This is a genomic window from Paenibacillus sp. TAF43_2 (assembly GCF_052113545.1).
Classification (GTDB): Bacteria; Bacillota; Bacilli; order Paenibacillales; family Paenibacillaceae; genus Pristimantibacillus.
On record NZ_JBFRDK010000029.1, the window covers coordinates 1 to 14,191 of the forward strand.

The following is a 14,191-nucleotide window of genomic DNA, read 5'->3' on the forward strand; positions in this document are numbered from 1 at the left end:
GTCCATGCCATCGGAGAAGTTAATGACCGTCGTTACGCCAAAGATCCACAAAATCGTAAGCGTAAACTGCAAAATAACGGGAAGCAGTACATATTCGCCTGATAGCGGATTGTAAAAGCCGGTAAATGCGATGCCAGAAGCATAAACGAGCACCGCTGCTGATATTTGGACGATAAATTTAGGAAGCGACGGAAAGTCTTTGCCTTTCGTCTTGTACCAATCATCAACCGTGCCGATGAAGAGAAGCAGTACGCCGCCTAGAAATATGGCGCCAGTTTGCAGGGAGAAATCTCTTGTTACGAGCAAATAAGTAAAGAAGAATCCGATGAAAATAACATAGCTAGCAGTAAGAGGGATCGGTTCCCTATGAAGTTTTCGCTCAACATCCTTGCGGGGCTTGTCCACAAAATCAAGACGGAAAGCAAGCTTTGCAAACGGAGGAATTAAGAAATAAACGATAGCAAAGGAAACTAACAAAGAGATTGCATATAAAATAATAGTCACCACCGTTAGTTAATGAAGGAACAACAGAATTATACAATTCGTGAAGAAAATTGTCGATTGGAGATTACATAAGTGAGAAGATATTAATCTTTAGAAGCTGCCTGCAGCACGCCCTTTATTACATAATCAAGATGCATCCTTCCTGCCCAGATTGAATAAAGATAAGCGATAATTTGTTTAAACGTATCGGCTTGTTAATAGTTCAACTGATAAGGGAGCGATAGATATGAAGCTGGATTGTGCCATCATCGGCGGCGGGCCTGCTGGTTTAAATGCAGCGCTCGTGCTGGGCAGATCGCGAAGAGTTGTTATTGTATTTGATCACAATAAGCCTAGAAACGCGGTAACCCATGAGTCGCATGGCTTCATCACGCGAGATGGCATTGAGCCGCGCGAGCTTCGTCGATTAGCCCATGCAGATATTGCCCAGTATCCTTCGGTTACCATTAAGCCTGACAAAGTGACGGAGGTGCAGCAAAGCGAGATGGGCTTCCATCTGATGACAAGCAACGGTGTTATTTATCACGCTCGCACGCTTATTTTGGCAGCAGGTCTGAAGGAGTCTTTGCCTGCTATCCCCGGCATACGTGATTTTTATGGAAGAAGCCTGTTCAGCTGCCCATACTGCGATGGCTGGGAGCTGCGTGATCAACCGCTCGTCGTCATTTCGGAGGGCTCGAATATTTTCAATTTGGCGAAAACGGTGTTTAACTGGAGTCGTAATGTAGTCGTTTGTACGAATGGAATGAACAGCCTTAGCTCGCAGCAGATCGGTCAACTAGGCCAAAGAGGGATTCAAGTGACGCAGCAAAAAATTAAAGCTCTCCATGGCGAGAATGGCCGCCTTCATCGTATCGTATTTGCGAATAACACCGAGATTGAGCGCACAGGCGGCTTTGTTACGCCATCTTGGGGCCAAGCAGCGCACTTCGGAGAAGCGCTCGGCTGTGCGATGACACAGGCAGGCGGCTTCGTTACGGACGATTACGGCAGAACGAGCATAAGGGGCATATATGCAGCCGGCGATTCTTCTATTATTGTACCTGCACAGCTGGTTGTCGCAGCCGGCGAAGGCAGCAAAGCTGCCATTGGAGTTAATACCGATTTATCGCATCAGGATTTTGGATTTTAGCAGCYGAAGTGAGCGTGTAGAAACGCACCAATATCGTTATACCTATTAAGGTTTTTTTGTTAAAATAAGGATCAGTTAATAGACATCGTTGTTACATCCCTACTCATTATGGGTATTGGTGTTGGACTGAAAATTATCAGCGAGAAAAGGAGGGATCATATGTTAGAAAAACTGCATCCAGATGATCATGTTTTAAATCAATTTCCATTTATGCGAGATGAACTGCAATATAATCTGATTCATTTGATTACGGCATTGGAAGGCGCAACGAGCTTGAAGACGTCTGACGGACGGCTGCTCTTTGCAGGTTCGCCTGGGCATAACGCTTGGTTGTGGCTATCGGAGGATATGACGGAAGAGCGCAGAGATATGCTTATGCAGGAGCTTATCGCTTATTACGAAGGAACGGATTTGCCGGGTATATGCGGAGCTCCGTCTACGGCAGAACCGTTCGCGAAAATGTATGCGGAGGCGAACCAGCTGCAATATCATGCTTATATGTTGATGACTGCTTATTCATGCCCGAAGGTGATTAAGCCCATGAAGGTCAAAGGGAAAATGATTCAAGCAACACGCCAGCATGTAGAGCTTGTCGCTGAGTTTTTGGCTGGCTTCTCTGAGGACGCGTATGGGGCGTCGGTTATACCTGCCAGTCAGATGCCCGCTGCAGAGGGAATGGTCATGAGAGGCAATTTATATTTCTGGTCTGTTGATGAGCTGCCAGTGGCGATGGCCAACATCGCTCATCGATCTCCGCGGCACGGACGGATCAATGCGGTTTATACGCCGTCTGTCCTTCGGAGAAACGGCTATGCAAGTGCGGTTGTAGCGGGAATTTGCGAAATTTTGGAGGAAGAGAACAGGGAGCCGATGCTGTATGCGGATAATAAAAACCCTGCTGCTAACAAAGTCTATCAAAATATAGGTTTTGTCCAGAGTGGGCCGATTGCTGAAATTAGATTTATGTAGATGCAAAAGCTTGGAAAGTAGGAACTGATTTGAAGATTGATCGTTTACTCGCGATGACGGTACTGCTGCTTAACCGGGGACGAATAAGCGCCAAGGAGCTGGCGGATCGTTTTGAAGTATCGACAAAAACAATTTACCGCGACATGGACACGTTAAGCCAGTCCGGCATTCCGGTATTGGCTCATCAAGGGACAACGGGCGGATTCGAGATTATGGAGCAATATACGCTGTCTCGTCACTATTTAACATTAGCAGAAATCTCGTCGCTTATAGCAGCCGTCAAAGGCATAGGTACCGCATTGGATGATGCGACCTATGCTGGTTTGCATGAGAAGGTAAGAGCATTGCTGCACAAATCGGATAAGCTTCAGAACGATCACCTTGGAGATAGCTTGGTTTTTGATTTGAATCCTTGGGGGCAGGGACCAGCAGCGCGCGACAAGGTAAACTTGTTCAAGAAGGCGATTGAAGAGACGCGGAAGGCGGAGCTTAGCTATATTAACATGAACGGCACGGAAACGGAGCGAGTGATTGAGCCGTATGCGCTTATTTTGAAAGGAAACATATGGTATTTGCAGGCTTACTGCACGCTTCGCGAGCAGTTCCGTGTATTCCGTTTATCACGCATACAGAAGCTGAATCTCTTGCTGGAGAGATTTGAACGCCGCGAGACTCCTTCGCTGGACGGTTACGCATGGGATGTAGAATGGTCGAAAAATGCCGATACCATCGTAACGCTTATTTTCCAGCCGCAGGTGCGCCACCGTGTAGGAGATGCTTTCCATCCGGATCAAGTGACTGTATTAGCGGATGGAAGCTTGCGTGTGGAAGGCAAGCATACGATAGATGACTGGTTTTATGGGATGCTGCTAAGCTACGGTGATCAGGTTAAGGTTGAGCAGCCTCAGGCTCTCGTGGAGGAAATTATTATGCGAGCTCAAAATATTGTTAACCGTTATAAGAACTAAGACAGACAGCTGTCCAGTTTCCTGCGGTAAAATAAGATCAAATCAAGGAAATGGGGAATCAGCAGATGAATGATACCATTGCAGTAAAACCAGCAGTTACGCTTATAGGGGTAACAACGCGCACGACGAATGCCCAGGAAGCGGGAGCAAACGGACTTTTGTCCAGTCTATGGGATTCTTATTTCACCAGCGGTATCTCAGAACGAGCACAGGTGAATAACGGTCATCTTATCTATGCGCTGTATACGGATTATGAAAGTGATGCTAGTGGAGCCTATACGGTGCTTATTGGGCATGAGCGGGCAGATGCACAAGCCAAGCTGCCGGATGGACTAGAGCAAGCGACGGTTCCGGTGGCTAAATTTATGGTTTTTAAAACGAAGAAGGGTCCCGTTTATGAAGTTGTAGCGCAAGCATGGGGTGAAATTTGGGCGTTTTTCGAGCATTCGTCTATTGAGCGAACTTATGGCGGCGATTACGAGCTGTATGACGGCCGGACATTTGACCCTGCGAATGCGGAAGTCGACATCTATATTGCGATAAAATAAAAAACGGTTGTCCTATGGGCTGATTCAGCTGAAAGGACAACCGTTTTTTGTATTCTTTGCTTATGGTTCAATTACTCTGCTTGATAATCCTGTACGAGAAGCTCCAGAGCGCCCGTTTCGGGGTCGAGTATAAAGCCGTGAACAGGAATGTCTTTTGGGAAGAGAGGATGCTTACGGATCAATTTGACGCTGTGCATGACGCCTTCTTCGGAACTTGCGAAGCCCCGCAAAAATTTATCCATGCGTATGCCTGAATTTTCTAGCGTTTCAATGGCAAGCGGATCGATGCCGTGATCTTGGAATTTGCTGACCATGCCTTCTGTATTGAGGTTGGTCATACCGCAGCCATGATGGCCAATGACGAGAACCTCGCGTGCGCCAAGCTCGTACACGGCAATCAGGATACTGCGCATCGCGCTTCCGAACGGCTGAGTCAGAATGGCGCCAGCATTTTTAATAAATTTGGCATCGCCATTTTTTAAATTTAATGCTTTTGGCAGAAGCTCTACGAGTCTAGTGTCCATACAAGTAAGAACTGCAATCTTCTTATCGGGAAATTTGTCAGTCAAATAGGCTTCATATTGTTTTTCCTCAACAAATTTTTTATTAAACTCTAATATTTGTGGAACCATGGACATATAATTGCCTCCTAACCCAAGATCGTTTTTCTATTGTTTATTTTATTATTCATAGAAAAAGGGGGCTAGTCAAATGTTTTGCTAATGAATTAAACCGCTTTGCTTTGCTTTTTCCAGCATTTTGGTAGAATAGCGGTTAATCCATTTCTTCAGAGCTAGGCCAATCAGCAGTGCAGCACCAGCAAAGAGCGCAAGAGCAATTAAATCTCTGGCAACAATATCCCATAAGATGCCGCCCACCGCTTCGCGCATCATGCTGATCGCGTAGGTGAAGGGCAGGAAGGGGTGAATCGCTTGAAAAAACGGCGGTGTAACTTGAATTGGGAACGTGCCTCCAGATCCAGCAAGCTGAAGCACAAGCAGAACGATAGCCATCGCCTTGCCGACATTTCCAAATACGGATACAAGCGTGTACACAATCAGCATGAACACCGCGCTTAAAATAACGCCAAACAGCACAAACCATATTTTGTCTGCGACATAAGCCTTAAGCAGCCATATATCGCCAATCGTAACAAGCAGCGACTGTACAATCGCAATGGTAAGAAAGGTCAGGTATCGCCCAAAATAGACGTGATAGCTGCGGTATGCGGTTTCTGCTGTGGAATGGACGTCCACACTAAGCAGTGAAACGAGCAGCAAGGCACCAACCCAAAGAGATAGTGTTGTGAAAAATGGGGACATGGCTGAACCGTAATTTGGTATCGGATATAGGCGGTTCTCCTTCAATATAACCGGCTCAGCGAAAAAAGCACCCTCGCGTTCGGCGTCATTTTTGAGCAAATCAACAAGCTCATTTAAATTGCCTTCCTTCTCCAAGTCACGAATCCGCTGTGCGAGTCCTTTGATTTTTTGCTCTGCTGCGGGTAAGTTTTTTTGAATGTTGGCCATTTCCTTGCCGCCAAGCTCTAGTCCCTTAGCAGCGTCGCTTACGATGGATGCAGCACTCGGAATGACCTTGTTTGCTTCCGCTAATATGGACTCTGCGGTTGCAGCAGATTTTTTCGCTTTGTCCGCAGCTTGTTTGATATGCGGCAAAATTTCACTGTCATAACGGCCCAGCACGTCCGTTAAGAACGAAGAGGTTTCCTTGGATAAGGTGCCGAGACGATCAATTAGCGTTTGCGCTGGCTTCTCGCCCTTTTCTACTGCCGACCGGATTTGCTTAACAATCGTAAGCTGCTGCTGAAACCTTGTGTTCACCTGTTTTAGTCGATCAATGGTCGACACGATTACTTTGCTTGGTGCCAAATCATTCAAGCGATCGAGCAAATTCAGCATCCCATCAATGACGATGATGGAGCTTGTCAGGCGCTGCTCTGCCAGCTCCAAGCTCTTTTTTACCACTTCAGGATCTATGTTCGTATCCTGTAATATGCCGACAAGCTCCTCCACCGAATTGGCCGTTTGCAGCAGCAGCTGCAAATCCTGCTTAATCAGCGGGCCAGCCGTGTCGAGCGCCGATTTGCTTTGGTCAAAAAAAGTACCGAGCTGCTTGGCGAAAGCTTCGCCGTCCTTGGCGAGCTGGGCAGCTTTTGGCAGCTCCGTTTGAACGGTTGCAACGATTTTTTTCGATTTTTCAATATCGGTAACCGCTAGCGCGACGGCGTCATTAATCTGAGGGAATAATGATTCCAGCTTGAATACAGTACTGCGAACCTGCTCAATCGCTGGTTTGTTCTCCTCGAGCTCAATGCCTATTTGATTGAATATACGAAAAATCGTTTCGTTAGCGGTTTTGACGAAGCTTGCGCGAACCTGCTCAATGATGCCGCTCGCACCCTTCTGGGCGATTTTTGGCGATACGGCATTGATCTTCTCATTTACCGCGTAATCGAGCTCTGCTTGTTGAAGATTGTTCGACAGCACCGTAGCCATTTTGGCAGAAAAATCGGGCGGAATGGTGATGCTGGCATAATAGTCGCCATGCTTAACGCCTTCAATGGCCTTGTTGCCCTCTACAAACACCCAGCCAATTTTTTTATTTTCCTTCAAGGAGGCTATAATTTCGTCTCCAACTTTGATGGGCGTCCCATGCAGTACAGCGCCTTCATCGTTGTTCACGACGGCTATGGCAAGTGAACTGGTCTGGCCGTATGGATCCCAAGATGCTTCAATGTTGAACCAAGCATATAAAGACGGCAAAAAAGCGAGTCCGACGATGACGATGGCAGCTGCGCTGTTCCGTAAAATACTGCGAAGATCTTTGGCGTAAATAGCGAATATAGGCCCCATGTTCTCCCACCTTCAACAATGATTTACTTAGTATTGCTGAATAGTCCAAAAACTACACCAAAGAATTGTCACTGGTTTCCATGGGTACAGGCGAGCATAGAAAAAGCAGCATCCAAAGCGTTGTACGCCTCGGATACTGCTCTTGGTTTGATTATTGTGCTGCTGAGCGTTCATTAAAAATTTCAGCGAGCAGCTCATAGGAGCGAAGGCGTGCCGCTTGATTATAAATTTGGCTAACGACAATCAACTCGTCAGCGCCAGTCTGTTCAATTAAGGCGTTCAGCTTGTCCTTAACCGTTGCTTTGGTGCCGGCAATGGTGAAGCTGAGCTGCTTTTGAACGATCATTTTCTCTTGCTCATTCCATAGGCCATCCATGCTGTCAACTGGCGGGTTCAGCTGCCCCATGCGTCCTCTTATGAGGTTCAGGAAGGCTTGCTCCTGAGAGGTGGCAAGGAATTTGGCTGCTTCATCCGAATCAGCGACAATGACGTTCAGACCAACCATCGCATATGGCTTATCCAGCACCTCCGATGGACGGAAGTTGTCGCGATACAGCTTCAACGCAGGCAGCAGGAAATCCGGCGCAAAATGGCTGGCAAAAGCAAACGGGAGGCCGTGGTGACCAGCAAGCTGTGCGCTAAAGCCGCTGGAGCCAAGCAGCCAGATCGGAACATCTAGACCCTCGCCGGGAACAGCCCTTGGCAATACGCCGCGTGATTCAGCGCTCGGATGGAAGTAATGGCGCAGCTCGTTCAGCTGCTCTGGGAAATCCTCGCCATTGCTGCCAAGTCCGCGGCGCAGCGCGCGGGCTGCCACTTGATCAGAGCCTGGCGCTCTTCCAAGCCCAAGGTCGATACGGCCTGGATACATGGATTCGAGCGTACCGAACTGTTCTGCAATGACGAGCGGTGCGTGATTCGGAAGCATAATGCCGCCAGAGCCCACACGGATTTTTTCTGTTCCAGCAGCTACGTAGCCGATAACAACTGAAGTGGCTGAGCTTGCGATGCCGGGCATATTATGATGCTCGGCGAGCCAGAACCGATTGTAGCCCCATTTGTCAGCGTGCTGGGCTAGCTCAAGTGTGTTGCGGAATGAATGAGCGGGCGAGCTGCCGGTTACGATTGGTGCAAGATCTAATATCGAAAAGGGAATATTGTGTATAGACATCGTTGAATTTACCTCCCATGTGGCGCACAGCGGGATGCTGCTGCACGGATAGTATACGTAAAACCCCAGCGCCAGCAAGGGCGTGGGGCATTATTCTTAAGTCTATTATTGCGGGTTTGTAGTCCAGATCCCTGCGGCTTTAATAAATACGCGGTCAGGCAGCTTCAACGTTGCAAGAACCAGCGCAGCCATATCCTCAGCTTGCATCATGCGATCCTCGTCACCAATTTTCAGGCCAGCGTTTGAAGCAAGCTCTGTGTTGACTGTGCTTGGCGTTAGGGCAGTTACACGAATATTGGATTTGCGGACTTCTTGCATAAGCGCCTCAGTCATGCCCATGACAGCAAACTTGGAAGCACAGTAAGCGGAGCCGGTTGCAAAACCGCGTTCGCCAGCCGTAGAAGCGATATTGATGATGCTTCCGCCGCTTTGCTCCAGCATAGTTGGAAGTGCAGCGCGGGTCACATAGTAGGTTCCGAGCACATTCGTTTGGATGATGCGCTCCCACTGCTCGTGATCCATTTCAAGTAAAGTGCCGAATGTACCGATTCCTGCATTGTTAATTAGAATATCGATGGAGCCTAAGCTCTCTTTGAGCGATGCAATCGCTTGATCGACATCCGATTTAACAGCGATATCGGCGGTTGCAATATAGACCTTAATTCCATAAGTGCTTGTAAGCGAGTCTTTCAACGTTTCCAAGTCGGCGCTTGTACGAGCAATGATGCCAAGGTTGACGCCTTCTGCAGCTAAAGCAACAGCAATCGCTTTGCCGATGCCTTTTCCTGCGCCGGTAATGATTGCTGATTTATTTTTTAATTCCATGGTTATCTCTCCTCTATTCATTGTAGATTGCTTGATTCGTATGAAGCGGCATAGATATGATATCCTCATAATGAGGAATTTACTACGTTGTGTCTTATTATTGAGCTATATTCTAAGGATTGCAAGTACCAACTTTATATTTGAAAATAGGACAGAATGATGATGGCGCTTTCTCATAATGCCAGTTATCATGCGATTTTCTGGTGAATTAGACAGGCAGCGTAGTGATTGCATATGTAGATTTGTATAATGTTTTGACGAAAGGAGCCGCTCACATTGGGTGATCAGCATTTTAAAGAAACAGTAGAGTTGACCTTGAAAGTCATAGGCGGGAAATGGAAGCCAGTTATTCTTTGTCATTTGACTGCAGGAACGCATCGATTCGGCGAGCTGAAGCGGGAGATGCCGGCCATTACCCAAAAAATGCTTACGCAGCAGCTGCGAGAATTAGAGGAAGACGCGATCATTGATCGCAAGGTGTATGTTCAGGTGCCGCCTAAGGTAGAGTACTCTTTAACAGAGTACGGCTTAACGGTGAAGGAGCTGCTGAACGTCATGTCGAAATGGGGCGAGCAGCATCAAGAAAGAACGGCTGAGCTGCACGAAAAATGACAGAAATGGCTGCTCATAGTTCCCAAATGGGTACTACGTTACATAAAAGTGCGTACTTTTTTTTTCATCCGCAACTCTCTAGAATAGGCCTTGTGAGTGAAATAAACAGAACCTATGAGGAGTGAATATAGATGAAATTGCAATTAGCACTGGATCTTGTTGATATTCAAGGGGCTATTGAAGTTGTGAAGCAGGTTGAATCTTTTGTAGATGTCGTGGAAATTGGTACGCCAATCGTAATCAATGAAGGCTTGCATGCGGTCAAAGCGCTTAAGGAAGCTTTTCCTAACCTGACCGTACTTGCGGATTTGAAAATCATGGACGCAGGCGGCTACGAAGTGATGAAAGCTTCTGAAGCTGGCGCGGATATCGTAACGATTCTTGGTGTTGCAGAGGATGCGAGCATCAAGGGTGCCGTCGATGAAGCGAAGAAACAAGGAAAACAAATATTGGTTGATATGATTGCCGTTAAAAACTTGGCGGAGCGTGCGGCTGAAGTCGATGCACTCGGCGTTGATTATATTTGTGTTCATACGGGCTACGATCTGCAAGCGGCTGGCCAAAACTCCTTCGAGGACTTGCGCACTATTAAAGCAGTGGTCAAAAATGCGAAGGTAGCTGTGGCAGGCGGCATTAAGCTGAACACCTTGCCGGAAGTTATCGCTGCTGGCCCTGATCTTGTTATCGTAGGCGGCGGCATTACAGGACAAGCCGATATTAAAGCAGCGGCTGCCGAAATGCAGCAATTGATTAAGCAAGGTTAATTCGAAGGATGCCAAAAGAGAATAATCTAGCTGCTATCATGCAGGAGCTGAATCAAGCCTCGGGTCAGCTGTCAGAGGATCAATTGGAGCTGCTCTCTGAAGCTGTTGGCTCGGCAAGACGCGTATTCGTGGCAGGAGCTGGCCGCTCGGGACTGATGATGCGGGCGTTCGCGATGAGGCTGATGCATCTCGGCTTGGATGTATATGTCGTTGGTGAGACGGTTACGCGCAGCTTGAGCAAAGGTGATTTGCTTCTAATTGGCTCCGGCTCTGGCGAGACAAAATCGCTGGTGCCGATGGCGGAGAAAGCGCGAAGCTTGGAAGCTGCGGTAGGCGCATTAACCCTCTCGCCGGCATCGACGATCGGCAATTTGGCTGACATCGTCGTCAAGCTGCCTGGCGCTCCGAAGGATCAGGCAGCGAATGAAGCGGCTACGATTCAGCCGATGGGCTCATTATTTGAGCAAATGCTGCTGATTGTATGTGACGCTATTATTTTGCGATTGATGGACAAGCAGGCGTTAAGCGGACAAGCGATGTATGGCAATCATGCGAATTTAGAATAGCTGTAGTTTAGAAGGGACTTTCTCTAGGGCGCGATGCGGCCAGGGATCGTCCCTTTTTTTATTTCTAACTTTCTAACGGCTAGGATCTCTTCGTAATAACGGCTCGATAGCGAAGGCGATACGGAAGCGAAGGCTTTCAGTGGCGTCTTTGAGCTTAATGCCCATCAGCTTCTCGCATTTGTCCAATCGATAAATAACCGTATTACGGTGCACAAAAAGCCGTTTAGCCGTTTCGACGAGCTGGCATTGTGTATCGTAATACACATTCAGCGTCCGCATCAGCTCCTTTTGCTCGGTTTCGTCAATAGAAGAGAAGCACTGAAACGCTTCCTCGTAAAACTGCTTCAGCTCATCATCGGGAATCATACGGAAGAGATAGCTGATATCCTTGGATTGATAGGACTGAACAAACCTCGTTTTTTTCATTTGGTAACCGATTTGCAGCGCTTTGACTGCCTCATTATACGACAGCCCGATATCAAGTACGTTAGTGACCGGATTTCCGACGCCAAGCGAGATGCTAAGCTGGGATTGCTCAAACAGCAAAGACGTCATAGCGGATAAATGCTTGAGGAATGCACCCTCCTCCCACTTGGACTCTTGAATGAACAAGAGCATCCCGAACAAATCATTTTTGGTAAACATGACGAACACTTCACCCAGCAAGGAAAAATGGCGCTTAATCAGCTCATATTGCACGTCCCGCTCAGAGATCAGGCGCTCGTCGAACAGAGCCGCAGCATTAGTTGTTTGGCTCTCTCTAGGATTTGTCTGCTCATCCTTCTTTGCAGCTAAAAGCAGATATTTCCCTTTTTGCTTGAGACCGTATTTTTTGCCGCGATGCAAAGCCTCTTGCTCAGAACCGATAAAACCATCAATTAAATCGGAGAAAAATTCATTTTTGTACCGACGTGAACGCTCCTTTACCGCCTGCAGCTTCGACATCTCCATGCCTATGACGTTCGAGGCCTGCTCTAGCGTTAAGTCATGTTGGTTTGATGGAGCTTGTTTTGGCTGAAAGGTAATCAAATAACCCTCATGCCTATAGGTGAATATCGGATAGATCGCTACATGGCGGTATTCGTGTAAAGCGGGATCAAGCAAGCAGTGGTGTGCTGCAGTTTGAAGAGAGGGCTGGCTGCTTAGAACGGTTTCGACTGCTGATACGAGAGGCAGAAACTTAGGCAGCTTGAAGTGATGCGAGTGAGACGTAACCTGCAGCTTGCTGTTAAGCAGCACAACAGGCGAGTGAAGCAGCTGCGTAAGGGTAGTTACAATTTCTGGAATACCGTTTCCTTTCATGATCATTGAAGCAAATTGTTTGTGGACGGTCAGCGAATGCTGCAGCTCATCATTTTTATTATCTAAAATAACGCTGGTCGAGCGCTGCAAAATTTCTCCGAGCGAATGCTCAACCGAAGAGATTTCGATAATCGGAAACGGGATACGATCGGCCACATCCTTGATCTCTTGGGGAATGTCGAGGGCAAAACGTCTCGTCTTTACTGCCAGGCCAGAGCATTTCAATTGATTCATCTTCAATATAAGATCGAGTAGAGCTTCAGGATTTTCCTTCATAAAGTAGCCGTTTGTAAGCAGCAGCTCGCCAGGCTTTAAGAAATGAATGATGTCGGGGGCATCCATAATATTAACGGTTTCAACGACACGGGATAAGCCGCTGTGGCCTGCAATGACCGTTGATCCAGAAAATATTGGGTGTAACAGCAATTGTTCGAGCAGCATTCTTATTCATCCCTCTCCGGTTTAGTTCCTGATATAAAAGCTAGCAGTATTCAAGAATGCTGTAAAGAATATGTTGGACGTTTCATCCAAAAATATAAATAAGATTTGTATTGAACGTACAATGACAGTTCGTAGGCAAGCAGGTATGCTCTTTTCAAGGGTTTACATGCCAAACAACAAATGATGGGTGAGCCTCTCCGTAAGGCTTGTCTCATCGTTCAGATGATAATCGGAGGTGAGGACATTGCTGGATTTACTTCTCACACAAGTTCGTTTACAGAATGAAACAAGGCTCATGGATATTGGATGGCGGCAGGGAAAGATCGAGTACCTAGCGCCAAGCGGGAGCGAATTTGTACCTGAAGCACAGCTCATAGAGCTCGCTGCTGGCGGGATGCTGCTGCCGGGTTTTGTAGAGCCGCATATTCATTTGGAGAAATCTTATCTGCTCTCGCGAATGGCTCAGGAAGCAGACTCTTTATCTGAGGCGATTCGCATGACCGCGGATATGAAGCATGACTTCACCCCGATAGATATGAAGTCGCGTTCGCTTGCTGTTATTCGTGAAGCGATTCGCAGCGGAGTCACGCATATGCGCTGCCATGTGGAGGTTGATTCTATGCTTGGTTTGACAGCCTTTGAGGCTGTGCTTGAGCTGAAGGAGAAGGTGAAGCACGCCCTTGATATACAAATTGTAGTGTTTCCTCAAGAGGGCATATTCAAAAGTTCAGGTACGGCGGAACTCATGGATGAGGCCATGCGTTCCGGAGGCGATGTGGTAGGCGGCATTACGTATCAGGATGATGACCTTGAAGCGCACCTGCAGTATGTATTCGAACTTGCGGAGAAATACGGCAAGCCGATCGATTTTCACGCTGATTTCTCGGATAACCCCGAACAGCTTGCAATTGTTCAAATTGCTGACAGAACGAATGCAGCAGGGATGCAAGGCCTTGTCTCTGCAGGGCATGTAACCTCGCTCGGTTCGCTGGAACGCAGGCAAGCGGAAGTTGTTGCTGATCTGATTAAGGAAGCCGATCTTCATATCATGACACTGCCGGCCACCGACCTGTTTATTGGCGGCAGAGGTGATCAGGAGAAGCAGCGACGCGGACTAACGCCGATAGGTATGCTGCTTGAGAAGGGGGTGAACGTTGTTGTCGGCGTTAACAATATACGCAACCCGTTTACTCCGTTTGGCAAAGCCGATCCGCTGGAGATCGCATGGCTGCTTGCAATAACCGCATATATGGGCGGTGAAGGCGATGCTCGCCAATTGATTAAGATGCTGACAGAGGGAGCCGCAAGAGCGCTTGGGATCAAGAGCTATGGACTGCAGCTGGGCTCAGAAGCTGATATGGTGTTATTTGCAGAGCCGTCCGAACGGGACATTCTACTCGGTAAGCCAGAGCACAGAACGGTATGGAAACGTGGTGTTAAGGTGGCAGAGACCTGTGTCACGAGCAGCTTGCAAGGTTTTTTGCAAGCCTAAGCGTTGATATAGAATGACCGTATA

The 14,191-nt window shown here is 47.6% G+C and carries 13 protein-coding genes and 1 pseudogene; 8 read left to right on the forward strand and 6 right to left on the reverse strand.

Annotated elements, in window-relative coordinates; genetic code table 11:
• Nucleotides 1–498: pseudogene (locus AB4Z17_RS08775) on the reverse strand (undecaprenyl/decaprenyl-phosphate alpha-N-acetylglucosaminyl 1-phosphate transferase); the annotation flags it as partial.
• Between the two features lie 232 nt (nt 499–730).
• On the opposite strand from AB4Z17_RS08775, the gene AB4Z17_RS08780 reads away from it, so the two are divergent.
• The 4 genes from AB4Z17_RS08780 (at nt 731) to AB4Z17_RS08795 (ending at nt 4,121) form a co-directional block, all read left to right on the forward strand.
• Entirely contained in the window at nt 731–1,636 is a 906-nt protein-coding gene (locus AB4Z17_RS08780) for an NAD(P)/FAD-dependent oxidoreductase (protein ID WP_441959307.1), read from the forward strand.
• A 159-nt stretch (nt 1,637–1,795) separates the two neighbouring features.
• The gene (locus AB4Z17_RS08785) at nt 1,796–2,605 is read left to right on the forward strand and encodes a GNAT family N-acetyltransferase (protein ID WP_441909991.1); all 810 of its coding nucleotides are present in this window, start codon (nt 1,796–1,798) and stop codon (nt 2,603–2,605) included.
• Nucleotides 2,606–2,634: 29 nt separating this feature from the next.
• A complete protein-coding gene (locus AB4Z17_RS08790) occupies nt 2,635–3,573 on the forward strand; it encodes a helix-turn-helix transcriptional regulator (RefSeq protein ID WP_441909992.1) in 939 nt (312 codons plus the stop codon).
• A 65-nt stretch (nt 3,574–3,638) separates the two neighbouring features.
• Nucleotides 3,639–4,121 carry a GyrI-like domain-containing protein gene (locus AB4Z17_RS08795; RefSeq protein ID WP_441909994.1) on the forward strand — a complete coding sequence of 161 codons (483 nt, stop codon included), beginning with the start codon at nt 3,639–3,641 and terminating at the stop codon, nt 4,119–4,121.
• A 71-nt stretch (nt 4,122–4,192) separates the two neighbouring features.
• Here AB4Z17_RS08795 and AB4Z17_RS08800 read toward each other — a convergent pair whose 3' ends face one another.
• From AB4Z17_RS08800 to AB4Z17_RS08815, 4 genes are all read right to left on the reverse strand, one after another.
• A complete protein-coding gene (locus AB4Z17_RS08800) occupies nt 4,193–4,759 on the reverse strand; it encodes a beta-class carbonic anhydrase (RefSeq protein ID WP_339205551.1) in 567 nt (188 codons plus the stop codon).
• An 81-nt stretch (nt 4,760–4,840) separates the two neighbouring features.
• The gene (locus AB4Z17_RS08805) at nt 4,841–6,994 is read right to left on the reverse strand and encodes a YhgE/Pip domain-containing protein (RefSeq protein ID WP_441959309.1); all 2,154 of its coding nucleotides are present in this window, start codon (nt 6,992–6,994) and stop codon (nt 4,841–4,843) included.
• A 151-nt stretch (nt 6,995–7,145) separates the two neighbouring features.
• A complete protein-coding gene (locus AB4Z17_RS08810) occupies nt 7,146–8,165 on the reverse strand; it encodes an LLM class flavin-dependent oxidoreductase (RefSeq protein ID WP_441959311.1) in 1,020 nt (339 codons plus the stop codon).
• 105 nt (nt 8,166–8,270) lie between these two features.
• The gene (locus AB4Z17_RS08815) at nt 8,271–8,990 is read right to left on the reverse strand and encodes a 3-ketoacyl-ACP reductase (RefSeq protein ID WP_441909999.1); all 720 of its coding nucleotides are present in this window, start codon (nt 8,988–8,990) and stop codon (nt 8,271–8,273) included.
• Between the two features lie 276 nt (nt 8,991–9,266).
• Between AB4Z17_RS08815 and AB4Z17_RS08820 the strand changes: the two genes are divergently transcribed.
• The 3 genes from AB4Z17_RS08820 to hxlB all read left to right on the forward strand — a co-directional run bounded on the left by AB4Z17_RS08820 (nt 9,267) and on the right by hxlB (nt 10,932).
• Nucleotides 9,267–9,602, forward strand: a complete 336-nt coding sequence (locus AB4Z17_RS08820; RefSeq protein ID WP_441910001.1) for a winged helix-turn-helix transcriptional regulator — start codon at nt 9,267–9,269, stop codon at nt 9,600–9,602.
• Between the two features lie 131 nt (nt 9,603–9,733).
• A complete protein-coding gene (gene hxlA / locus AB4Z17_RS08825; RefSeq protein ID WP_076266387.1) occupies nt 9,734–10,366 on the forward strand; it encodes a 3-hexulose-6-phosphate synthase in 633 nt (210 codons plus the stop codon).
• A gap of 8 nt (nt 10,367–10,374) precedes the next feature.
• Entirely contained in the window at nt 10,375–10,932 is a 558-nt protein-coding gene (gene hxlB / locus AB4Z17_RS08830; RefSeq protein WP_441910003.1) for a 6-phospho-3-hexuloisomerase, read from the forward strand.
• A gap of 72 nt (nt 10,933–11,004) precedes the next feature.
• On the opposite strand, the gene AB4Z17_RS08835 is transcribed toward hxlB, so the two are convergent.
• On the reverse strand, nt 11,005–12,675 hold the full coding sequence (locus tag AB4Z17_RS08835) for a PucR family transcriptional regulator (protein WP_441959313.1): 1,671 nt from the start codon (nt 12,673–12,675) through the stop codon (nt 11,005–11,007).
• Between the two features lie 244 nt (nt 12,676–12,919).
• On the opposite strand from AB4Z17_RS08835, the gene AB4Z17_RS08840 reads away from it, so the two are divergent.
• Nucleotides 12,920–14,167 (forward strand): amidohydrolase family protein, encoded by a 1,248-nt coding sequence (locus AB4Z17_RS08840; RefSeq protein ID WP_441959315.1) that lies wholly within the window; start codon nt 12,920–12,922, stop codon nt 14,165–14,167.
• The last annotated feature ends 24 nt before the right edge of the window (nt 14,168–14,191 follow it).

Coding starts and splice junctions, on each gene's coding strand:
- AB4Z17_RS08780 (WP_441959307.1), top strand. CDS start 731: ATGAAGCTGGATTGTGCCATCATCGGCGGCGGGCCTGCTGGTTTAAAT.
- AB4Z17_RS08785 (WP_441909991.1), top strand. CDS start 1,796: ATGTTAGAAAAACTGCATCCAGATGATCATGTTTTAAATCAATTTCCA.
- AB4Z17_RS08795 (WP_441909994.1), top strand. CDS start 3,639: ATGAATGATACCATTGCAGTAAAACCAGCAGTTACGCTTATAGGGGTA.
- AB4Z17_RS08800 (WP_339205551.1), bottom strand. CDS start 4,759: ATGTCCATGGTTCCACAAATATTAGAGTTTAATAAAAAATTTGTTGAG.
- AB4Z17_RS08805 (WP_441959309.1), bottom strand. CDS start 6,994: ATGGGGCCTATATTCGCTATTTACGCCAAAGATCTTCGCAGTATTTTA.
- AB4Z17_RS08810 (WP_441959311.1), bottom strand. CDS start 8,165: ATGTCTATACACAATATTCCCTTTTCGATATTAGATCTTGCACCAATC.
- AB4Z17_RS08815 (WP_441909999.1), bottom strand. CDS start 8,990: ATGGAATTAAAAAATAAATCAGCAATCATTACCGGCGCAGGAAAAGGC.
- hxlA (WP_076266387.1), top strand. CDS start 9,734: ATGAAATTGCAATTAGCACTGGATCTTGTTGATATTCAAGGGGCTATT.
- hxlB (WP_441910003.1), top strand. CDS start 10,375: ATGCCAAAAGAGAATAATCTAGCTGCTATCATGCAGGAGCTGAATCAA.
- AB4Z17_RS08835 (WP_441959313.1), bottom strand. CDS start 12,675: ATGCTGCTCGAACAATTGCTGTTACACCCAATATTTTCTGGATCAACG.